Here is a 22,021-nt window from a genome sequence, read left to right on the forward strand (position 1 = left end):
TATATAGCCGCTCTCGGCCGTTGCGTCTTCCTGACGCGTCGCTCCTTGCCATCCGTGGCACCGCGACATTAGGCCATCCGTGGCCGTCAAAAGGCCGCGCTGCGCACTCCATGCTCCGCTGACGCTGGCTATATATCACGGAGACCTATCTCTGAAGCTATCTTTGTTTGGGTATTCCTTCAAGAAGTTTACTGTTTGCATGTTCTCATAGTTTGGAATAGGTCTGCAAGTACATAATTCCACAATGGCATACAAACCTGCGTGAATGAGCTTACGTTCAATTCGGGGCAAAAAAGCTAGACCCTATAATAAGCATAAGATCAGTCTGCGTGCCACAGTTCCGCGGCGAGCGGAGCCTGGATGGCGCAACGCGGCCTTTTGTGCCATGGATGGCACAACGGCCGAAAGCGGAATTGTGGCACGCAGACTTGCCCCGACATAATGGTGCCAGCTCCCGCTACGCGGAATAGGATCGTCTCTTCTTGTTGAGACGGAAGACAAACGCGAGGACTTCGGCGACCGCCTTGTATAGCTCCCCCGGCACAACCTGTCCCAGCTCAACCTGGGAATAAAGCGATCTGGCCAAAGGCTTGTTTTCCATAATCACAATATTGTTTTCTTCCGCAACCGCCCTGATTCTTAAAGCTATTTCATTCTGCCCTTTGGCGACGACATAGGGAGCAGGATATTTGGCTGTATCATATTTTAAGGCGACTGCATAATGCGTCGGGTTTGTAATGACGACATCTGCCTGCTTCAGGTCCTCCATCATTCGGCGCATAGCCATCATGCGCTGGCGCTTCTTAATCTGACCCTTGATGAGCGGATCTCCCTCCGTTTGTTTGTATTCTTCTTTGATTTCTTCCTGGGACATCCTAAGGTTTTTCTCATAATCCCACCATTGATAAAGGAAATCTGCAAACGCAATCACCAGAAAGGCCAGCGCGATCTTCCAGGCCATTTCAAACAACAATCCGCTTAAAAAAATGACGGACTGCCCGACTTCAGCCCCTTGCAGCGCCGGAAATACATCCATGTTTTTGCGAATGATATCGATAAGAAAATAACCGATTACCAGTACTTTGAATAAAGACTTGACCAAATTGACCAGGGCCTTCAGCCCGAACATCCTCTTGGCCCCTTCAACAGGATTCATCCTCGAGAATTTCGGAATCATAGGTTCGGTAATGAATACCGGTCCCGTCTGCAGGATATTTACAGCAAATGCGACCACCAGCGCAGCCGCAAATACTGGAGCCAGAATCAGCAGGCACTGCCAGGAAATATCGATAACAACCTTCCAGAGGGACTGAAGATTCCAGTCCCCGGAAAAATTTGCTGTGTACGTAAAAATGTTGGCTAATCTTTGAAACACATTCGGCAGCCACATTTTCAGCAAACCGACGATAGCCAGAAGCATTACGGCCGAAGTCAGTTCCTGACTCTTCAGTATCTGGCCTTTTTTACGGGCTTCCTGCCTTTTTTTAGGAGTCGCCGGGAACCTTTTTTCTGCTATGTACGCCACCCCCTCAACAGTTCAAAAAACCACTGCATCGTAACATCAAAAACCCGCGATACCGTATCACCAAAGAAAGTAATCATCAAGTACAGCATGGCGAGGCCAAAGATGATCTTTACTGGGAATATCACAGAAAATATATTAAGCTGGGGTACGGTCTTCGCTAAAAGGCCGATACCGACATCGGCCAGTAAGATGGCACCAAAGATCGGCATCGCAATCTGCAGCGATAAACTTAAGACCTTCCCGGTAATGTCTATAAAGAATGCTGCGCCGTAGTTCACACCAGAAGGATTAATCGGCAGAAATTCATAACTTCTGGTCACCGCAGCAATGATATAGTAGTGGGAATTGGTAGCCAGAAGAAGCATGGTCGCCAGCAAAGCTAGGAAACTTCCTGTCATCGGGCTTTGCATACCATTGATCGGATCAACAATGTTTCCGGTCATAAACCCGAGCTGAAAATCAATCAGCTGCCCGGCTCCCTGCATAGCCATCGTAAGCAAGCTGATAATGAATCCCATCGTCAGGCCCAGGAGTATCTCCTTCACCAGTACTCCGATCAGCGGAATCCATTCATTCGGTATCATGGGGTTTTGGGCTTGAATCAGCGGATAGGCAACGACTGACAGCCCTGCGGCGAGACCAAGTCTTATCATCGCCGGAACGCCTTTGGCACCGAACACCGGCGCAAGCATGACCACTCCTGCCCAGCGGGAAAAGATAAGCATAAATAAAATAAGATTCCACTGTAAGTAATCAGACAGGTTCAAGTTACGTCCTCCATTGGACCGCTTTAATACCGGGCATATTTGGCAATCTCCGTAAAGAGCGTTGCCGTGTAAGTGGTCATCACATTGAGCATCCAAGGACCCAGGATAAGCAGAATCACGGCAACACCCAATAATTTTGGAATAAAGGACAGCGTTTGCTCCTGTATTTGCGTCATAGCCTGGAAGACACTAACAACAAGGCCGATAAGCAAGCTCACGGCCAGGATCGGTCCGCCAACAATGACTGCTACCGCTATGGCTTCTTTAGCCATCGCAAGAATTTGATTTTCAGACATTCCGTTTCACCTCTGGCAAATTTCTTGGGACCCTTTAACTGAAACTTGAAACCAGAGACTTCACCACCAATGACCATCCGTCAACCAAAACAAACAGCAATATCTTGAACGGCAGGGAAATCATCATCGGAGGTAGCATCATCATCCCCATCGACATCAGCGTGCTCGATACAACCATATCAATAATAATAAAAGGAATAAAAATCGCAAAACCCATCTGGAAAGCCGTCTTCAATTCACTGATGACAAAAGCCGGGATTAAAACATACGTGGGGATATCCCCATACGTTTTGGGCTGCTCTATTTTGGCCATATTCACAAACAACGCCAGATCTTTTTCTCTGGTTTGTTTGAACATAAACGTTCGCAGCGGCTGTTCGGCCTTGTCCAAGGCTTCCTCCTTGGTAATCTGGGTTTTCATGTAAGGCTGAAGCGCATGGGTATTAATCTCGTTGAACGTTGGCATCATGACAAAAAAAGTCAGAAACAAGGAAAGTCCGATAATGACTTGGGTAGGAGGCAGCGTTTGTGTTCCCAGCGCATTACGGACAAAAGATAAAACGACAACAATTCGGGTGAAAGAAGTCATTAATACCAGAATAGCCGGTGCAAAGGAAAGGACCGTAACAAGTAAAAGGATCTGAACGGCAGAGCCGGTCTGGCCTGCATCAAGTGTAATGTTCATTTTTTTCCTCCTTGAGAAATCTCTCAAGTTCAGCAGAAAACGGTTCATTCTTTTGTTTCTTTTTTAACTTCTTCCAGATCACGGACATCCATTCATCCATTTTTTCTTGCGGTTGTCGTGCAATTTCATCAAGAATTTCAGCCGCCACATCCAAATCATCGATCTCAGCCACCTTTGTAATATGATGGTCCGTCCCACCGAGAACCTGGATCTTCCCGGCTATTTCGACCAGGTACAGTGCCTGCTGGCCGTTTAAAACCTGCCGGTCAAGGACCCTTACCCACGGAGACTGGATACTCCGCATGGAGAAACGGTTCAGCCGTTTGATCAGCCATAAGGCCACGACAAGAATAATCAGAAAAACCACAATCATCCCGATCAGACCGGGCCAGGAAAAAGCTTCCGTTGGGGTTACCGCTGATCCCGCAGCTCCTGAAGCACCGGGATAAGGCAGTTTATCATAATCGTTCATGGCTATTTCAGCGCCTTGGCGATCGCTTCAAGCACTCTTTCCGCCTGGAAGGGCTTGACGATGAAATCCTTTGCTCCGGACTGGATGGCTTCAATAACCATGGCCTGCTGACCCATTGCACTGCACATGATGACTTTGGCCTGCGGATCCTTGGTTCTGATCTCTTTTACAGCCTGAAGCCCGTCCATTTCGGGCATGGTAATGTCCATAACCGTAATATCCGGTTTCAGCTCCATGTATTTATCGACTCCAACCCTCCCGTTTTCTGCCTCACCAACAACCTGATAACCATTATTGACCAGGATATCCTTGAGCATCATTCTCATAAAAGCAGCGTCATCAACAAGCAAAACTGTTCTACTCACGATTCTTCCTCCTCGATCTAGTTTAATGTGTCAATTCTTTCATTTGGATTCACAATTTCTGTGATACGGATACCAAAGGTCTCGTTGATCACGACAACCTCACATTTGGCAATTAGTTTTCCGTTGACAATCATATCAACCGGTTCACCTGCCAGGCGATCAAGTTCAACGACGGATCCGGGACCCAAGTCCAGGATCTCCTTAATGGTTTTTATTGCTTTACCAAGTTCAACATTGACCTGAAGCGGAACATCATAAATCAATCCTAAATTGTTCGGTAGACTTGCGAGCCCCCCTGAAGAAAGCGGTGCAAACTGCGCCGGCTGCACAAAGGTCGGCTGGACCTTCGGGGAGGGGAAATCCACGGGCGGCTGCCATTTGGTTTCCATTGGCAAAGGTGGCGGAGCCTGAGGTCTCGGAATATTCGGCTCAAGCTGTACCGGGTCGGACGGTGCAGTATACTGGGGCATCGGCTCCGGTACTGTTTCCTGAGCCGATGCCGTGTACATTTGTCCCAGAAGCTTATCGGCCATGCCTTTGGCGACGTCAAACGGAAGTACCTGAATCAGAACGCTGTCAATAATTCCTTCAATGATCATTCTAAAAGATACTCTGATCAATAATTCATCGGCATTCAGATTCTTGCTTAATTCATAGGCCTCCTCGTCCTTCTCCGCTACGATAACGCGGGGTGGTGTAATATCCACAACGGAATTAAACACCGTGGACATGGATGTGGCCGCTGACCCCATCATTTGATTCATCGCTTCTGAAATGCCGCTTAATTGGATATCGGACAGTTCATTTGTCGGATTCTTGCCGGTTCCTCCCATCATCAAATCCACAATAATGGAACCATCTTCTCGGGAAAGAACCAGCATATTGGATCCTTCAATCCCTTTTGTATATTTGACATCAATCAGTACATGCGGCACGGGATAATCTTCAAATACTTTCTTTGCTGTGGTCAAATCAACTTTTGGAGCAGTTATCTCAACGCGCTTTCCAACAAGCTGAGATAGCGTCGTTGCTGCTGTCCCCATCGATATATTCGCAATTTCTCCCATAGCGTCTTTTTCCATATCAGTAAGCTCAATATGCTGGCTGCTGCGGGAAACAGGCTCGTCGGCCTCATGGGAATCGATATCCATCGAACCGGACAGCAAGGCATCTATCTCCTCCTGCGAAAGCATTCCGTTACCCATCCTCATTCCCCCCTTTTTTTATGACCTCAGTAATCTGTACTGCCATTTTGTTTCCGAATAAACCAGGCATTCCCTTAAATTTAATGTATTCCCCGACGTAGACGGAGAGAGGATCCTTGATGCCCTGATTCAGAGGGATCACATCCCCCCGTTCCAGATTGATCAGATCCTGTATCGTAATCTGGGCTTTACCGATAATGGCTTTCATCGGCACTTTGGCCCATTCAATCTTTTGCCGGATCAGTTCTCTCTCTGCGGATGATATGACCTTTCCTCCGGACGAGAACAGCAGCAGATTATTCAGTTTTTCTAAAATCGGCTTCATAACAATATATGGAAGACAAACATTGATCATCCCCGATTGTTCTTCAATCTTCACCTCCATGGTTACAACAACCACCATTTCGTTTGAAGCAACAATCTGGGTGAATTGGGAATTTGTCTCCACATTAACCAGCTGAGGATTCCCTTCAAAAATTTCAGCCCAGGCTTCCCCCATTAATTGAACGATCTTGCCGAGCCGGCTGACAATGATTTTACGTTCGATTTCAGTCAGATCACGATTTTTGGCCGGTTCCGCACCATGACCGCCAAGCAGTCTGTCCACCAGAATGAAGGCCAGCGAAGGGCTAAGTTCAAGCAGTCCATTTCCTTCCAGCGGCGGCATGCTGAAAATTCCAAGGATCGTCGGATAGGGCAAAGAACGGATAAATTCATCATACGTCACCTGCTCGGTAGACAGCACTTTGGCATCCACGGCAGTATGCATGTTCCCAGCCAGAAAAGTCGCCAGTGAACGGCAAAAATTCTCATGAATATTCAGCAAGGAGTTCAGCTGCCCTTTGGAAAACTTGTTGGGCCTTTTAAAATCATAAACTTTTATTTTATGAGGGCTGGACATTTTGATGGTTTCTTCATCAACTGAGCCGTCCGATAACGCATTTAGTAAAGCATCGATTTCCGCCTGGGATAATACTTCACCCATCCAATCCCTCCTCCTTAAAATTATGTTTTAATCATAAATGAAATTTTTAAACAACACTTCTTTGATCTGGTCGCCGCAGACGTCATTCAACTCGGTCAGCAGCTCCTTTTTGAGTTTTTCACGTCCTTCATTTGTCCGAATATCGTCAATTCCTTTTGATCCAACCACAGAAATGATACGGTCTCTCAAGAATATTTCTTTTTCAGTGATCTTCTCTGCAGATTTTTTGTTTGCGCCTTCCAGCACAATATTCGTCTTGACCATTCCACCTCCGTCGAGGTTGATCATGAATTCCTCTTCCATTTCGATCAGCGGTCCGACTTCCTCCGTATCTTTTTTTTCGACCTGCGCGGTGCCTGAAGCGGAACCAGGAAAGATTTTATCTTTAACAATCATGCCGCCTACGCCAAGCCCGGCTCCAATGACCATAAAGATAAGGGGCACGACAATGCTTTTAATTTTCATTACTGCGGGTTCCTCCTCTGAATTCTGGATGACAGCGTCTTCGAAATGCTGCAATCTTTTCGATGAGCTCATCGATGGATTCTTTGACGACGTACTTCTTTTCAGTGGTCAGTGTAATGACCGTGTCGGGAGTAGCTTCCGCCGTCTCAATCAAGTCGGGATTTATGGTAAATTCTTTGTTGTTCAGTCTTGTCAAAAAAATCACATCAATCCTCCTGTGTTTTCCAGCCTCTGAGGTTCTGGGCGATTTCATCAATCTCAGTCTGTTCTTTCTTTAATTCCGCTATATGAAAAAGTCTTATTTTCTTTTCTTTAAGCCTTTTGTATTTTTCTGTTTTAATTCGGCATTCCAGCAGCTTTTCCCTTTGTTTTTCGACCCGAATATTTTGTTCTTCGACTTCTTTTTCCCGCTTCAGTAAAATATTCCTTTGATCATAACAGTATCTTTGCCAGAGACTCAGCATCTGCGGCTCTTCAAGACAAGCTATTTTCTGTTTCTCCAAGGCCGCGTTCAGAAGCTGCGCCTGGAGATCCTTTTGTTCAGCCGCCTCGCGCAGCGTTCTAAGCTCCTGCGCCAGTAAGCCCTGCTCGATATCCATTTCCTGCTCGGCCAGCCGGAGAGAAGCCTCCAGCCGAAATTTGAAAGGCATCACGTACCGTCCTCTTCAAAAACATTTTGCATGAAGCTCAGCATTTCGGCAAAGCTGCATTTTCCATTTGTATTCTGACAGACGAAAGCGCGTATCTTTTCATCATATTTGATAGCCTGGTCAATCCGGCTGCTGCTTCCCGCCACATAGGCACCGATGTCGATCAAGTCTTTGGCTTCACGGTAGACTGCAAGATGTTCCCGGATTTTCCCGGCGAGTTCCTGGACCCGGGGATCCGCAACATCGTTCATTAAGCGGCTGATGGATTGCAGGACGTCGATAGACGGATAATGATTTTTTGACGCCAGCTCCCTGGTCAAAACAATATGGCCGTCCAGTATTCCTCTTACAGCATCTGCAATGGGTTCATTATGATCATCACCATCAACAAGGACGGTATAGATCCCTGTGATACTTCCTTTCTCCGATAAACCAACTCTTTCCAAAAGTTTTGGCAGCATAGCAAATACGGAGGGAGGATATCCCCTGGTTGCCGGAGGTTCCCCGACGGTCAGGCCTATTTCCCGCTGGGCCATCGCGAAGCGGGTCACGGAATCCATCATGAACAGCACATTCTTCCCTTTGTCGCGGAAATACTCGGCGACCGCAGTTGCCGTAAAGGCGGCTTTCAGTCTGACGAGAGCAGGCTGGTCCGATGTCGCGACGATGATTACAGACCGGGATAAACCCTCTTCGCCGAGATCTTTCTCCATAAAATCCCGCAACTCTCGTCCGCGTTCCCCAACAAGCGCAATCACGTTTACATCAGCCTCCGAATTCCGGGCCATCATCCCTAAAAGGGTGCTTTTGCCGACACCTGACCCGGCAAATATACCCATTCTTTGACCCCTGCCCATGGTCAGCAGTCCGTCGATGACTCTGACGCCAACGTTCAGAGGCTCACGAATACGCGGTCTAAGCAGCGCGCTGGGAGGCCTATTATGAAGCGGATAAGCTTGATCCGTATTCAAAGATCTTCCATCAAGCGGCTGTCCAAGTCCGTCCAGGATCCTACCCAGCAATCCAGGCCCCACTTTGACATTCAGCGTTTCATCCTGGGGGACCACCTTATCACCGGGGGCTACGCCTTCCAATTCCCCGAGCGGCATAAACAGGGTCTTTGTTCCTCTGAAGCCGACAACCTCAGCAGGGATTGCTTTGGAGCCGGAAGCCATAATATGGCAGTATTTCCCGACGCTGACCCTCGGGCCGTCCGCCTCAACCAGAAGGCCGCTGATTTTAGAGACTAATCCCCAGGCTGAAATAGGCTCGTATTGTTCAATCTTCCGGGCCAGCGTCTTCCAGTCGGCCATACTTCAACCCCTCCCTGATGTATTTCTCTATCTTTTCCAACTGCATATCTATCCGGGCGTCAAATATCCCTTCTGAACATTCCAGAAAAATATCACCGCCCTTGAGCGTTTCATCGACAATGACCAAATAGCCCGGTTTGCTCTCCGCCGGAAGCTCTTTGTACCACTCCCAATCTCTGCCGGACAGGTGAATTTTAATACTCTGTTTATCACTGGGCAGCAGGGTAAGATTCTTGATGAGACCTAAAAGAATTTCCGGATTGATATCCAATGAGGTATGTATAATTCTGCTGCAAATCTTCAGACAAAGGTCTGCTAATTCCCTGTCTGCTTTGTTGAATTCATCCGCCAGAACCTTTTGGGCCATCTCCAGATAGTTTTTGGCCTGCCGGGTAATCACGTCCGCTTGAGACTGAGCTTCGTCGAGCCCTTTATTGTAACCTTCCGTGTAAGCGACGGTTGCAATCTCACTTTTGGCTTTTTCCTGGTACGCGGTAGTTAAGGCTTCGCTTTCCTTCCGAGCGTTTTCAATGATTTGAGCCGATGTTTTTTTTGCTTCGGCAATCAGCTCATCCGCTTCAGCCCTGGCTTTCGCCAGGATATCGGATACCTCCGGTCCCCAGTCTTCCTCTGGAAGCGCAGCCGTTTCAGTTACACACTGCTCCATGACCATACGTTCTTCCGATACGGACATTACGGCCAGGGACGACGTGGTATCATAAACATTCGTCCTATTTCTGTATTTCTCCGGGTCAGGTGACTCCAGAATCCGCGGAGAAGAAATTTCAATAACTTTGCTCTTCAGAACCGAGGTCTTAATAGATAATTTCATCTGCACCACCTCTGGAGATCACAATCGCTCCAGCTTCCTCCAGCTTACGAATTACTTTGACAATCTTCTGCTGAGCCTCTTCCACTTCACGCAGCCTAACGGGGCCCATAAACTGCATATCTTCCTTCAGCATACCGGCAGACCTACTGGACATATTCGCGAGAATCTTCTGCGTGACATCTTCATTGGAACCTTTTAGCGCCAAGGCAAGATCCTTGGTCTCCACTTCACGTAGCACCAGCTGAACAGAACGGTCGTCAAGTAGGATGACGTCATCAAACACAAACATCTGCCTCTTAATCTGTTCGGCAAGATCGGGATCATCCATCTCCAGAACGTCCATGACCGTTTTTAACGTACCGGGATCCGTCCGGTTAAGCATATCGACGACAGACTGCATCCCGCCTGAAGATGTATAATCGGTCGGGGCAAGATTGGAGATTTTATTTTCAAGGACCTTCTCTATTTCTTTCAGTACTTCCGGACTTGTTCTTCCCATCAGAGCAATCCTTTTCGTGACTTCAGCCTGGAGGTCCTGAGGCAGGCTCCCTAAAATCGTAGCCGCTTTGTCCGACGGAAGGTGCGTCATAATTAAAGAAATCGTCTGCGGGTGCTCGCCCTGAATAAAAGAAAACAACTGTTTGGCATCCGTACGGCGAACAATGTCAAACGGACGCATCTTCAGCGAAGAGGACAAACGTCCAATAATATCAAACGCTCTTTGCTGTCCCAAAGCCCGTTCTAAGACATCCCTGGCATATTCAATGCCGCCTTGCGCGATGTAATTGCTGGCCAGACACATTTTATGAAATTCATCAATCACCGAGTCCCTTTGTTCCTCAGACACCTTGCGCATATTGGACATTTCCAGCGTAAGCTGTTCGATCTCCGGCTCCGAAAGAAATTTTATGATTTCCGAAGATCTTTCCGGGCCCAAGGTAATCAGTAGTACTGCCGCTTTTTGTAATCCCGTAAAAATTCCGCTGCTCATCTTTATTGCTCCTCAGTCAGCCAGGTTTTGACTAATCTTGCCACATCATCCGGATTTTCCACCGTAAATTTTTCGACTTCTTGACGAATCTTCTCTTTTTCAATCTCTTCTGTCGTTTTGGCTTTCTTCCGAGCAAGTTTCAAATCGGCCTGCCGTTCAGCCTCAATCTGCGACGCCAGGATCTGTTCAGCTTCCTGCAGCGTGACAAATCTCGATCCATCCGCTATATCCATCGACTTGAGCGCCGATTGTTTCCTTCTAGACCTTAAGAATGCAAGCAAAAGAACAATTGCCAGCAACACACCTCCGCCAATTTCCGCATATTGCAGAATTTGGGCCTTGCGGACGGCATTTTCTATCGCTGCCTGTTCTTCAAGCGCCGTCGTCTTTTCAAAAGGCAGTCTGGCCGCCTCAATCACATCACCGCGATCCTGATTATAGCCGACCGCAGAAGAAACAATATTCTTAACATTATCAAGCTGTTCATCCGTCACGCTGTCCGAATCCGCCAGAACAGATACGGTCAGCCTTTTGATCTGCCCCGGAGTTACGACCGTTTCTTCCTGCGTCACGCTTGGTTGGAAATTTTCCGTCAGACTATTTTTCTCCGAAGTTGAGGTCGTGCCGTTTTGGCCGGTAACCGGATATCCGGGCACATTGGTTTCCGTGCCGGCAACACCCCCGTTGGCAGAAGTACTGCTGCTTTTCTCCGTGACTTCCTGACGGCTGGTAACAGCCCCGGTTTCATTTTTCTGACTGGTAATCTTTTTTTGATCAAAGTCAATGGTGGCGTTCGCTCTGACGATGGTGGTACCCGTCCCAAACACTTTATCCAGCATCGTTTGCACGGAATTCTGGATGTCGTTTTCATACGTTTGCTGAACCTGAAGCTGGGTCGCAGATAATTTTTGCGGGGAAGTACTGCTCCCGAGAGCATCGGACAAGACATTGCCGTTCGTATCGACAATCGTTACCTTATCTATGCTAAGACCTTCAACCGAATAGGATAAAAGATTTGCGATTGCCCTTACCTGATTTTCCGACATTTCCTTTCCGTATTTTCGTTTAATCGTTACAGCAGCGGTTGTCACTTCCTGCTGCTCGGTAAACAGCGAGTCTTTAGGCATAACAATATGAACCCTTGCATATTCCACACCGTCAAGCGTTCCGATCGTTTGTTCAAGTTCTGTCTGCAGCCCCAATACGTACCTCAGTTTACGGTCCTCGTCAGTTTCACCGATTCTCATTTGATTCAGGTAATCAAAACTAAAGGTACTTTCACTGGGAAGGCCTTCATTGGCCAGCTGCAGCCGGACTTCTGCAGCATCCTTTTGAGGAACCTCGATAGTTGAACCCCCATCCGCCAATTGATATTGGATCTTTAATCCTTTCAGCGCCTCCGTGATCGCTCCGGCTTCCTCGGTTTCCAAACCGGAAAACAGAACGGTATACTCGGGACGGCTTGCCCAAAAGATAAGTGTAATCAAAGCAGTCGCAACAATAACCGGTGCGGCCACAAGAATGATCCTTTGCGGGTTGGTCAGTTTTTCCCAAAAATTACGCACAGCATTCCGTATTTCAGTTAAGGAAAAATTCAACTACCTTTCCCCCTAGAATTAGATTTGCATCTGCATGATCTGATTATAAGCATCTATAACTTTATTACGTACGGTAACAGCTAGACCTAAAGTCAGGCTGGCTTTTTCCATGGCAATGACCGGCGTATGGAAATCATCGACTTGGCCCGTGGCCAGATCTGCCGCAGCCTGTTCAGCCTCCGCCTGCGTACGTTCAAGCTTATTGAGCGCGTCACTCAGAAAAGAAGAAAAACCAGTGGCACCATTGGCGTCGTTCGCTTTGGATGTTTGGGAAGTGCCTGTGTTATCCAAAGGAGAAAGCGGAACAATCGTCGTCAAAGGACCCAGCGCATTACTCATAGATTACCCCTTTCCAATTTCCAGAGCTGTGGAAGCCATCGATTTACTGGCGTTCAAGGCGGTTACATTCGCTTCATAAGACCTGTTAGCCGAAATCATGTCAACCATTTCCGCTACAAGCGTCACATTCGGATAGCGCACATAGCCGACCGGGATTCCATCTTCGGCTGTTTGGGCCGCATCCGGGTTATCCGGATCATATTCCAGCCTGAATTCATTGTCATCCTGAATAACAGCGGTGACCTGAACTCCTTCACCGCTTAAGCTGGTGCGGGCATCCTTAAATACACCTGCAAAATCCTTCTCCGATGGGCGAGAGGAAAAGACGGCGACTTCACGCTGATAAGGAATGGGGTTACCGGCCGCGGTTGTTTGTCCCGTATTGGTTGTATTGATATTGGCAATATTGTTAGAAATCAGGTCAAGCCTCAGCTTCTGAGCAGTGAGACCCGACGCGCTGATATTCATACCGGTAAACAGACCCATATTTTACTACCTCCTTTTCACACATTCGACGATTGTATTCCCGATATCGGGAAGCATTACAACTCTATCCGCGAGTTTCGCTTCAATAATGGCACGGGGCATGCCGTAAATAATACAGGTTTTCTCAGATTCGGCAATCGCATAAGCCCCTTCTGCCTTCAAGGACTTCATGCCGGCCAGACCATCGCTCCCCATCCCTGTCATCACGACTCCCATGACACCGGCTCCGGCTTCTTTGGCCAGGGACAGAAACATTACATCGACAGACGGCTTGTAAAGAGTGGCAATCGGTGATTCTACAGTGACATTCGCGATAAGCCCGCTGCTGTTTCTTGTCACCTGAAACTGTTTTCCGGCCTGTCCGATATAAACCGTACCTGCTTTCAGCAGCTCGCCGTGCTCAACTTCCTTCACTGCAACCTCACAGATGCTGTTCAGCCTGGAAGCCAGGGAGGCTGTAAATCCAGCCGGCATATGCTGGGCGACAATTACGGGAACCGGAAAATTTCGGGGCAGCTTGCTCAGAACATTCTGCAGAGCGCTTGGTCCGCCCGTCGAAGTACCGATCGCCACAATTTCTATTTTGCGGCCGGGAACGTTAACGACCGGCTTGCCTGCATCCTGTTTTCCCAATCCGGGAGTTGGCTGCATCTGCTGTCTAACAAGCGGTGGCGCAGACCCCATACTTTTTTTGTTCAAACGCGTAGGATCTACACCGGCAACACTTTTGATCTTCAAGATAATCTCTTCAGCCAGGACTGCGAGATCATCTCCCTCTCTGCCTGAAGGCTTCGCGACAACCTCAACAGCACCAAGGTCAAATGCTTTCATCGTCATCTTGGTGCCGTCAGTTGTTACGGAACTTAACACAATGACCGGTGTCGGCTGCCAGCGCATGATCTCTTCCAGCGCTTCCAATCCGTTCATCACCGGCATCTCTACATCCATGGTCACAACATCCGGTTTTAGGGCTTGAAGCTTCAATATCCCTTCTTTTCCATCCTGTGCAGTATCCACGACTTGAATAGCCGGATCACTGCTCAATATTTTTTTCAAAGACATCCTGATGAAAGGTGAATCATCGACAACCAGGACCTTGATCGGCTTAAGCAATTTGTTCATTCATACCATCTCCACTTATCAGTTGATCCAGCTTCAGGAGGATGAGCAGTCTTTCACCTATCTTGCCAACTCCGCGGATGTAATTTGAATCCATGCCAAGTGCTATCGGCGGGGGCGGTTCTATCGCTTCACTGTCCAGCCACAGCACTTCTGTCACGCTGTCAACCCGAATGCCAAACACCCTGCCGTCAATTTGCAGAACAACGATCCTGCTTAAATCGGTTTCTTCCGCGGCAAGCATACCAAACCGGGACCTGAGATTAACAATCGGAATGACGTTTCCGCGCAAATTGATGACACCCTCAATATAGCTGCGGGCCTTTGGTACTCTGGTAATAGGAGGGATCCGGATGATTTCCTGGACCTTCATAATATCCACTCCAAATTCTTCCGAACCTAACGAAAAAGTAACCATTTGTTCTTCCGCCATAATTAGAGTACCGCCTTTCTTAATGCTTGATTAAAATATCCTGTAGAAGAGATCCGATGTCCAAAATCAATGTTACTTTGCCGTCTCCGAGAATGGTTGCCCCTGCAATCCCCGGTAAACCGTTCAGATAATCTCCCAGAGACTTGATGACAACCTCCTGTTGGCCCTGTAGTTCATCGACGATAAGTCCTACGGTTTTATCGCCCAAACCAACCACAACGACATAGACTTCATCATGGATGGCTGCACTTTCGGGTAAATCAAATTTCTGTTTTAAAGAAATCAGCGGCAGGGTATTGCCCCTGAGCTGAACCATCGGCAAGCTTCCGACACTCTTAATATCACACTTGTTGACAAGAAGCGTCTCAACCACGGAAGACAAGGGTACTGCATAGGTCTCATTACCCACTTCAACGAGCAGCGCCTGAATAATAGCCAGCGTCAGCGGCAGCCGGATAATCATCGACGTTCCGGCACCCCTACTTGTCTTGATATCAACGATGCCGCCTAAATTCGTAATGGCTTTTTTCACAACGTCCATACCGACACCGCGTCCGGAGATATCCGTTATTTGATCGGCGGTGCTGAATCCGGGCAGAAAAATAAGATTGGCAATATCGTTTTCAGATAAGCCTTCCCTTTCACTGATCAGGCCTTTTTCTACAGCTTTTTTGTAGATTTTATCGAGGTTAAGTCCGGCGCCGTCATCCGAGACGATGATGGCAATATGGTTTCCTTCATGGTAGGCATCAAGGGTAATCGTTCCTGCTTCAGGCTTTCCGACTGTGAGCCTTTCTTCTGGCGGCTCTATGCCGTGGTCAACCGAGTTGCGGATAATATGTGTCAACGGGTCACCGATCATTTCGATGACGATCTTGTCCAGTTCTGTTTCTTCACCGTGAATAACAAGTTCGATCCTTTTACCGGTCTTCCGGCAAAAATCCCGGACAAGACGCGGATAACGGCTGAATATCGTGCCAATCGGCACCATACGCAGCCTCATGACACTTTCCTGAAGATCATTCATCAAACGCCCAAGGTAGACATTTGCTTCATTAAGGTTTGAAACAAGCGGATCGGACTGGTTTTCCGTCTGCAGGTCCTGACCGATTTTCACCAGTCTGGTTCTGGTAATCACCATTTCTCCGACAAGATTAATCAGGTTATCCATTCTGGCTGTGTCCACACGGATCGTATGCACCTGATTAACATCTTTCTGCGGCTGTTCATTGTTTTGTTCAACAGGCTGATTCGCTTGTTTTGAACGGCTCATGGAAGCGGGTTCTTCGACATTCTTCTCTGTCCTGATAGGATTTACATCTGATTCCGGCAATGTGTAATTCATGACCCGGACGTCGAAAATTTCGGATATTTCTAGAATGTCAGCCCGGATGTCTTCCTGCGATTCATTGGTCACAAACAGCATATTGAACTCCAGTGCATCACTAACTTCAAGCTCATCAATTGAAGGGATGATCTTCACAACATTGCCGAGCAGCTCCAGCCTTTGAATAGTCATGACCGCCCTTACCGCTTTCATCATGGTATTCGGTTCAAGTACCACGTTCAGCCGATAAACAGACTTGCTGGCAAATGCCGCTTCTCTGACCGTCCCGGTTTCCTCCGGTGACAGAGCGAAGGCAACCCCGGGCTTGTCTTCCTTTTCTTCTGCCTGATTTTTTCCGGCGAACGGCTTGCTTTCTTGCGCCAGGGCTCCGGTCTCGGTGATGGTCTTCATCTGAGAGGTCAGATCCCCATAATCGACTGAAATAGCTAAACGCTGCCCGACCTGCGCCAACATCATTTTTACTTTATCGGTTACCGCCAGCAGCACATCAATAATCTCATTGGTTACCAGCATTTTTCCCTGTCTCAGTTTATCGAGCAGATCTTCCGCGGCATGCGTTAATTCGACGATCGGGGTAAATCCCATCGTTCCCGAGGCGCCTTTTAAACTATGCGCACTTCGGAAAAGATCATTAACCAGCGAAATATTTTCGCCGTCTCTTTCTAATTCCAGCAGGCCGGAGCCAAGCTTTTCTATTTGCTCCTGAGAATCGAGTAAGTAGAACTCCAGAAAGTCATCAAGATCAATCCCCATATTTTTTTTATCAGCCTGACTCATAATTCACGCCTCCATTATTATTCCTTATAAACCAAAACGATAAAAAGCAGGCATCTGTTATAAAGTATGTCAAAAAACAAAATTCGCCATTTCTTATGGAAATCCTCTTAAATGACTGAATTATGCACAATTTTTCCTTAAATTTTTTGTTGAAAATTGTAATGAATCATTTGGGAAACGACAAATTAAAAAATTCCTTGGCAGGAATTTTTTTGGGGATTGGCATCTATTTTAATTTATTAATGAATCTTGCTTCTGCCGTTCCTTTTTGATGATACGCATTGCGTGTTGTCAGAACGTTTTGAAACCGGTGAAGTTCCAGTTTAACAGCTTCCAGCTCCATTTGTAATCTCGGTATAATGATCCTGTCCAGTTCCAAGACCTCCTGCCTATGCCTCTGCAAACTTTGCCCTGCCGCAAGCAGTGCTTCATAGCTTAGTTTACTTATACGAGGCTGTAAAGCCAATAGTCCAAAAGTACCATTTCCAGTCTCGGAGCAGATCTTTTCTTGAATCGTCTGGGACTTTACCGCTCTTTCCCGGAAACGAACGAAGGATTCATCCCGGTAAGCGGAAAAAGCGGATAACGCCTGTTCAAGGCGTTCATCTAACCTTTCTTTCATCTCCATATTATCCAGAAAGCTCCTGAAAGTATTCATTTTCCCCAGGAGCTCCTGGTAATCCAAAAAATCCTCCGTATATAATTCAGTCAGATCCTTGACCAGTTTTTCCAACATACTTATGCCCCCATACGGACGATCCTGGCAGTTTCTATCCACATATCCCTGAAAGCTTCGAAGAATTCAATCACCGGCCGCAAATAGTCAGGATCTTTTTTGATATTCGCTTTGACGACTTCACCATAATAGAAATCATACAACGATCTGAGGTTGACGGCAATCTCTCCGCCGGCCTCCATATCAAGGGTTGTATTAAGCTCATTAATGATATCGCCAACACGAACCAAGCTGTTGTTCGCTTCTTCGTATCTGTTCTCTTCAAGCGCCTTCTCCGCTAAACGCAGGAACTTGATCGCACCCGTATAGAGCATAATTAAAAGTTTATCCGGTGAAGCTGTTTCCACCGCTGCCTGCCTATAGGCCGTCTGAGGATTGCTGAAAACATTTGGTTGCATGTTGCTCATGATGCCACTCTCCCTTGTTAATGATGCAGTCATACGCTGTGCTACTGCCGTAAAAGCACAAAATCTGTAAGCTTATTTGTCACTGTTACTGCTTGTCGACATCGATTTCACCATTGACGTCAGCCAGTCGCTCTGACTGCTGATCCCAGCCAGCTGCGTTTCCAGCTTGGAGAATTTCAGCCGGGTTTTTTCCTGGTAGTCGGCGATTTTCGCTGTAAAATCTGTAATTTGTGTTTTGATATCTTTAATCTGATCATCATACGTGCTCTTCGTCTTATCCATCGTGCCGCCATACATGATCAACGGATGGAGATACTCCTCCATGATATTGGCAAGACCCTCGGCCTGCTGAGAGGCGGTTGACGCATCCACGGGCGTTACCGCTCCTGCCGGGGCCCCAAACAAGTTGGCGACACTGTTGGCATTTTCCTTCATGGCCGTGTTAAATTTTGCCGTGTCAAATGTCAAGGCGGCACTTTTACCATAATTGTCCGCCGAAGTCGAGATGCCAATATCAGACAGGACTTTATACGGGCCGGTCGGGTTGTTAACCCCATTGGAAACCATCTGCCTCAGCCTGCTTTGAATTGCCTGCAAGGCCGGATCCGCATACAGATCCCCTTTGCTCTTTGTTGTATCATTAAAAGATACCTTGGTATCAATAAAATTCATCACAGAGTTATACTGATCGACAAAAGACTTGACCGCTGCTTCGGCCTCTGAATAGCTTGCTGTTACCTTCACTGTCACTGTCGTATCGGGATCTTCACTGTTGATGTTCAGCGTGACCCCGGGAATAGCCGACGTAACGGTATTACTGGCACTCTTAATATTGGAAATTCCGTTAATCGTCAGCTGGGCATCTTTGGCTTCCTGACTGACATTCAGGCTATCGTCCGCCTTGAGAATTCCAAGCTGATGCAGCACCGTCCCACTGACTTCAGAGAAGGATGCCGCATTTTCCTCCCCGGTCTGCTTGGACATGACCGCCAAACGGTAACCGCCTTCGACCTGAATGACCGATGCGCTGACACCCACCTGGGCATTATTGATGGCATCCGCAAGATCTTTCAGGCTTTCCCCGGCGGCCACATTGATATCTGCCGTCTTTTCACCGACGGTGATCTTAAAACTCCCTGCACCCAAAGAAGTTGCAGAAGTGGTATCCATTACGGTCTGAACCTCACTGACGGCTGTTTGGGCTACTGCTGCCTGAATCACTTTGATGCTGTATGTCCCCTGAACCGCTCCGGAAGCCCCGGAAGCAGTCAGCAAAGAAGTATCACTGGAAGAAGCCGAAGTCGAACTCCAAGTAGCAGCCGACTGCAACTTGGTCAGCGTATTTTCGAGACTGGATAATCTTGTATTGACATCCTGCCAGGCACTCTGTTTCGTTTCCAGTGACGTCTTCCGTTCCTGCATCGTGGTTAACGGCTGGCTGTAGCTGGTTACCATCGTACTGACAATGGAAGAAAAATCATATCCGGATAAACCGGGCAAATTTACAGACATTTTCAATCCCCCCTACGGGCTGCACATGCCGAATACCATTCCGGTATGTTAGACCTTTTTATCAACCAATAATCCTACAAAATTATCCAAGGAACTCAGCATATCTAAAAGCTTTTTTGACGGAATTTCATTTAAAACCTCGCCGCTGTCTTCATCGATGATCTTAACCATCACCCGGTTGGACTGTTCATGAATTTCAAATTTCATTCTTTTATTGACCAGACCCAGGAGCCGGTTCATTTTTTCCGCAGCTTGTTCCACTTCTTCTCTCGGCGCATCTTCCTTAGCGGACGAAGCATTGTCTTTCTTGTCAACGACAAACTGGGGCAGCTCATCATTACCCCGCTGGAGCTTCTGTCCGGAAAAAGTGTCTGCAGGTATTACGGGCAGCTGGTTGGCAACAGGTTGGATCGGCGAAACCACCTCGATCGCCTCCCTTTCTTATTTTCGTTCTCTTTGAAATCTATTCGATTTGCCTTAAGCAAATATCTTTCCATTTGTCCCTTATACTGAAGAACCGGCCGGCAGAAGCCGACCGGTTTTTAAGTTCACACAAAGTTTAAAACCGGCAAACTTCGGGCGAAAAAGTCTAAAGTATCAACCCAAGAGTTTCAGAACAGCCTGCGGTACCTGGTTAGCCTGGGCCAGCATCGCAACACCGGCCTGACTCAGGATCTGGCTCTTGGTGAAGCTGGACATTTCCTGAGCCATATCGACGTCTTTAATAGTCGATCTGGAAGCAGTCAGGTTCTCAGAAGCAGCCTGCAGGTTGTTGATGGTGTGTTCCAGACGGTTCTGCATAGCACCAAGGGTGGAACGCTGTGCTGAAACACTTTCCAGAGCGTTGTTGATGGTTGTAATCGCCGTGTTGGCAGCTGCTTGGGTGGAGATATCCGCACCTGCTACAGTTACGGCCTGCGCCAGTATCGTTTTGTCAGTATTAAATGTAGCAGCGGAAGATGACAGCATCGTTACGACCTGCGTAGCAGTTCCATCAGTTAAACTACCTAAGCTTGCAGAATTAATTTTCATTGTTCTGCTGGATGCAGCATCCCCAACGGTAACAGAGCTCATATCGTTGTAGACGGTAACAGCAGCTCCAATATTAGTTCCAGCGGCATCTTGCAACTGGATTGAATCGTTGGCTGCGGTTAGGGTATATTGGGCGGTCTGACCTACAGCATTACCGGCATTGTTTCCAAATGTGAAAGTTGCACCTTTATAAGCAAATGCATTGGCAGCAACCGTTGCGCCCGTCCAAGTAGTCCCACCGTCGAGTGAATAACTTGCTGCTGTAACATCACCAGCTGCGACAGCGTCAACTTTGATCATCAAATTTTCATTTCTGTCTCCATTATATGTGCCAGCTGTAATACTCACGCCTCCTGTAATACCGTCGGCTATTTCAGCAGTTGAAGCAGCAGTATTGTTTACTACAATTTTATATGTCTGGGCACTTAGTCCTCTGCCTAAAGAGCTAGCTTCAATACTCCCAGCTGCTAATGTTGTTGCACCGGCACCATACAAGCCCAGTTGTGCTCTTGAGGTCGATACCCCTAATGAAAATGCATCCATCGCACCAATTGAGAGGCTTACACTCTGTCCGGCGTTAGCACCGACATGGAAGGTGTCACTCAGTCCACCGGCCAACAGGTTCTGGGTGTTGAATTCAGTAGTATTGGTAATACGGGTGAGTTCCCCGGCAAGCTGGTCAACTTCAGCCTGAAGTTTGACACGGTCACTTGCTGTGTTGGTATCAGACGCGGACTGAACAGCCAGTTCTCTCATTCTTTGCAGAATGCTGTGGGATTCGCTCAAGGCACCTTCAGCAGTCTGCACTAAGGAAATTGCACTGGAAGCGTTGCTGATGGCTTTGTTCAAACCGTTGATCTGTCCGGTCATTTTCTCAGTAATGGCCAGACCTGCTGCATCATCGGCAGCCTTGTTGATTCTGTAACCTGAGGAGAGTTTCTCCAGAGATTTCTGCATAGTATTCTGGGTACTATACAGACTGCGCTGAGCATTTAAGCTCAAAATGTTGGTATTAACGATCATGATTATCCCTCCATGAATTTTATTCGTTCCGCATCCTTGCAGAACGTTCCTGATTTTGTTTCCAGGCCGGTCCGGAAACCATTTCAGTTATCTTATCGGAATAAGTCTTTTGCTTCTTTACAAGCATATTCGATCAAAATATAGGACTTATTCACAATTATCTCTTGATTTCGCTTTATTGCTTTGTTTTTTAGCAAATTATCTTAGGTATGCATTTTGTTTAAGAATGCTCAAAAATTGATTTATATATTAAGAAAAGCCCAAATTCCTAGACTATAAATGATTTTACAATCCTAAATTATATAATTAATGACTCAACTTTCCCACCATTAAATAATGGTTAAAGCCATGATTTTTCTGACACATCAGGTTGCAAACAACAATCGTTCTTTGAAAGACCGTGGAATAGTGCTAAGAAAAGTATCCATAATCATATTGGCTAATTCCTGGCTTATGACAGGAAAATTGCTTAGAACACGCCTGAGAGTGTCGATTAACAATACTAATGCTTGAGAAAGTTTGAGATCTTCCATTTCATCACTGTAATAGTAAAATAGTTCTCCAATTGTCCTATCATCCTGAGTATTTCTGCTTTCAACTGCTAACATAATGTATCTTAGGGAACCACTGATTAATAACGTTTTTTATCATCCCAATAAA

Annotated in this window: 27 protein-coding genes; 1 reads left to right on the forward strand and 26 read right to left on the reverse strand. The window is 47.1% G+C overall.

Translation table 11 applies throughout. From position 1 onward, the window contains the following. Nucleotides 1-265: 265 nt before the first annotated feature. Nucleotides 266-442, forward strand: a complete 177-nt coding sequence (locus DEHRE_RS14850) for a hypothetical protein (RefSeq protein WP_158407251.1) — start codon at nucleotides 266-268, stop codon at nucleotides 440-442. 15 nt (nucleotides 443-457) lie between these two features. Here DEHRE_RS14850 and flhB read toward each other — a convergent pair whose 3' ends face one another. From flhB to DEHRE_RS14455, 26 genes are all read right to left on the reverse strand, one after another. Continuing rightward, on the reverse strand, nucleotides 458-1,525 hold the full coding sequence (gene flhB / locus DEHRE_RS10910) for a flagellar biosynthesis protein FlhB (RefSeq protein ID WP_019226145.1): 1,068 nt from the start codon (nucleotides 1,523-1,525) through the stop codon (nucleotides 458-460). Further along, complete coding sequence (gene fliR / locus DEHRE_RS10915) at nucleotides 1,513-2,292, reverse strand: flagellar biosynthetic protein FliR (RefSeq protein ID WP_019226144.1); 780 nt, start codon at nucleotides 2,290-2,292, stop codon at nucleotides 1,513-1,515. The genes flhB and fliR overlap by 13 nt, the downstream gene beginning before the upstream one ends. Nucleotides 2,293-2,315: 23 nt before the next feature. Further along, nucleotides 2,316-2,564: a flagellar biosynthesis protein FliQ gene (gene fliQ, locus DEHRE_RS10920; RefSeq protein WP_423779586.1), complete on the reverse strand. Its 249-nt coding sequence runs from the start codon at nucleotides 2,562-2,564 to the stop codon at nucleotides 2,316-2,318. Between the two features lie 58 nt (nucleotides 2,565-2,622). Further along, the gene (gene fliP / locus DEHRE_RS10925) at nucleotides 2,623-3,273 is read right to left on the reverse strand and encodes a flagellar type III secretion system pore protein FliP (RefSeq protein ID WP_019226142.1); all 651 of its coding nucleotides are present in this window, start codon (nucleotides 3,271-3,273) and stop codon (nucleotides 2,623-2,625) included. Next, the gene (locus DEHRE_RS10930) at nucleotides 3,257-3,745 is read right to left on the reverse strand and encodes a FliO/MopB family protein (protein ID WP_019226141.1); all 489 of its coding nucleotides are present in this window, start codon (nucleotides 3,743-3,745) and stop codon (nucleotides 3,257-3,259) included. Before DEHRE_RS10930 ends, fliP begins: the two co-directional genes overlap by 17 nt. 2 nt (nucleotides 3,746-3,747) lie before the next feature. Continuing rightward, entirely contained in the window at nucleotides 3,748-4,110 is a 363-nt protein-coding gene (locus DEHRE_RS10935) for a response regulator (RefSeq protein WP_019226140.1), read from the reverse strand. 17 nt (nucleotides 4,111-4,127) lie between these two features. Next, nucleotides 4,128-5,315, reverse strand: a complete 1,188-nt coding sequence (gene fliY, locus DEHRE_RS10940) for a flagellar motor switch phosphatase FliY (protein WP_019226139.1) — start codon at nucleotides 5,313-5,315, stop codon at nucleotides 4,128-4,130. Continuing rightward, a complete protein-coding gene (fliM, locus tag DEHRE_RS10945) occupies nucleotides 5,308-6,300 on the reverse strand; it encodes a flagellar motor switch protein FliM (protein ID WP_019226138.1) in 993 nt (330 codons plus the stop codon). Before fliM ends, fliY begins: the two co-directional genes overlap by 8 nt. Before the next feature lie 27 nt (nucleotides 6,301-6,327). Then, a complete protein-coding gene (locus tag DEHRE_RS10950; RefSeq protein WP_019226137.1) occupies nucleotides 6,328-6,765 on the reverse strand; it encodes a flagellar basal body-associated FliL family protein in 438 nt (145 codons plus the stop codon). Beyond that, entirely contained in the window at nucleotides 6,755-6,970 is a 216-nt protein-coding gene (locus DEHRE_RS10955; RefSeq protein ID WP_019226136.1) for a flagellar FlbD family protein, read from the reverse strand. Before DEHRE_RS10955 ends, DEHRE_RS10950 begins: the two co-directional genes overlap by 11 nt. A gap of 1 nt (nucleotide 6,971) precedes the next feature. Further along, nucleotides 6,972-7,415, reverse strand: a complete 444-nt coding sequence (locus DEHRE_RS10960) for a flagellar export protein FliJ (protein ID WP_019226135.1) — start codon at nucleotides 7,413-7,415, stop codon at nucleotides 6,972-6,974. Then, nucleotides 7,415-8,728, reverse strand: a complete 1,314-nt coding sequence (gene fliI, locus DEHRE_RS10965; RefSeq protein ID WP_019226134.1) for a flagellar protein export ATPase FliI — start codon at nucleotides 8,726-8,728, stop codon at nucleotides 7,415-7,417. Before fliI ends, DEHRE_RS10960 begins: the two co-directional genes overlap by 1 nt. Further along, complete coding sequence (locus DEHRE_RS10970) at nucleotides 8,694-9,560, reverse strand: FliH/SctL family protein (protein ID WP_019226133.1); 867 nt, start codon at nucleotides 9,558-9,560, stop codon at nucleotides 8,694-8,696. Before DEHRE_RS10970 ends, fliI begins: the two co-directional genes overlap by 35 nt. Then, complete coding sequence (gene fliG, locus DEHRE_RS10975) at nucleotides 9,544-10,551, reverse strand: flagellar motor switch protein FliG (protein WP_019226132.1); 1,008 nt, start codon at nucleotides 10,549-10,551, stop codon at nucleotides 9,544-9,546. The genes DEHRE_RS10970 and fliG overlap by 17 nt, the downstream gene beginning before the upstream one ends. 2 nt (nucleotides 10,552-10,553) lie before the next feature. Continuing rightward, nucleotides 10,554-12,149 (reverse strand): flagellar basal-body MS-ring/collar protein FliF, encoded by a 1,596-nt coding sequence (gene fliF / locus DEHRE_RS10980; RefSeq protein ID WP_019226131.1) that lies wholly within the window; start codon nucleotides 12,147-12,149, stop codon nucleotides 10,554-10,556. 18 nt (nucleotides 12,150-12,167) lie between these two features. Next, the gene (fliE, locus tag DEHRE_RS10985) at nucleotides 12,168-12,488 is read right to left on the reverse strand and encodes a flagellar hook-basal body complex protein FliE (RefSeq protein WP_019226130.1); all 321 of its coding nucleotides are present in this window, start codon (nucleotides 12,486-12,488) and stop codon (nucleotides 12,168-12,170) included. A 3-nt stretch (nucleotides 12,489-12,491) separates the two neighbouring features. Then, the gene (flgC, locus tag DEHRE_RS10990; RefSeq protein ID WP_019226129.1) at nucleotides 12,492-12,974 is read right to left on the reverse strand and encodes a flagellar basal body rod protein FlgC; all 483 of its coding nucleotides are present in this window, start codon (nucleotides 12,972-12,974) and stop codon (nucleotides 12,492-12,494) included. A gap of 6 nt (nucleotides 12,975-12,980) precedes the next feature. After that, on the reverse strand, nucleotides 12,981-14,096 hold the full coding sequence (locus tag DEHRE_RS10995) for a protein-glutamate methylesterase/protein-glutamine glutaminase (protein ID WP_019226128.1): 1,116 nt from the start codon (nucleotides 14,094-14,096) through the stop codon (nucleotides 12,981-12,983). Continuing rightward, on the reverse strand, nucleotides 14,080-14,526 hold the full coding sequence (locus tag DEHRE_RS11000; protein WP_019226127.1) for a chemotaxis protein CheW: 447 nt from the start codon (nucleotides 14,524-14,526) through the stop codon (nucleotides 14,080-14,082). Before DEHRE_RS11000 ends, DEHRE_RS10995 begins: the two co-directional genes overlap by 17 nt. Before the next feature lie 19 nt (nucleotides 14,527-14,545). After that, nucleotides 14,546-16,651, reverse strand: coding sequence for a chemotaxis protein CheA (locus DEHRE_RS11005; RefSeq protein WP_019226126.1), 2,106 nt, complete (start codon nucleotides 16,649-16,651; stop codon nucleotides 14,546-14,548). 226 nt (nucleotides 16,652-16,877) lie between these two features. Next, on the reverse strand, nucleotides 16,878-17,387 hold the full coding sequence (locus DEHRE_RS11010) for a hypothetical protein (RefSeq protein ID WP_019226125.1): 510 nt from the start codon (nucleotides 17,385-17,387) through the stop codon (nucleotides 16,878-16,880). 2 nt (nucleotides 17,388-17,389) lie between these two features. Continuing rightward, nucleotides 17,390-17,794 carry a flagellar export chaperone FliS gene (gene fliS / locus DEHRE_RS11015; protein WP_019226124.1) on the reverse strand — a complete coding sequence of 135 codons (405 nt, stop codon included), beginning with the start codon at nucleotides 17,792-17,794 and terminating at the stop codon, nucleotides 17,390-17,392. A gap of 72 nt (nucleotides 17,795-17,866) precedes the next feature. Further along, nucleotides 17,867-19,306, reverse strand: coding sequence for a flagellar filament capping protein FliD (gene fliD / locus DEHRE_RS11020; protein ID WP_019226123.1), 1,440 nt, complete (start codon nucleotides 19,304-19,306; stop codon nucleotides 17,867-17,869). A gap of 48 nt (nucleotides 19,307-19,354) precedes the next feature. Next, nucleotides 19,355-19,729 (reverse strand): flagellar protein FlaG, encoded by a 375-nt coding sequence (locus DEHRE_RS11025; RefSeq protein WP_019226122.1) that lies wholly within the window; start codon nucleotides 19,727-19,729, stop codon nucleotides 19,355-19,357. A 174-nt stretch (nucleotides 19,730-19,903) separates the two neighbouring features. Then, complete coding sequence (locus tag DEHRE_RS11030) at nucleotides 19,904-21,361, reverse strand: flagellin N-terminal helical domain-containing protein (RefSeq protein WP_025206033.1); 1,458 nt, start codon at nucleotides 21,359-21,361, stop codon at nucleotides 19,904-19,906. A 365-nt stretch (nucleotides 21,362-21,726) separates the two neighbouring features. Further along, entirely contained in the window at nucleotides 21,727-21,969 is a 243-nt protein-coding gene (locus DEHRE_RS14455; protein WP_034362554.1) for a hypothetical protein, read from the reverse strand. Nucleotides 21,970-22,021 lie beyond the last annotated feature (52 nt).

Source organism: Dehalobacter restrictus DSM 9455, from assembly GCF_000512895.1.
GTDB classification, from domain to species: Bacteria; Bacillota; Desulfitobacteriia; order Desulfitobacteriales; family Syntrophobotulaceae; genus Dehalobacter; species Dehalobacter restrictus.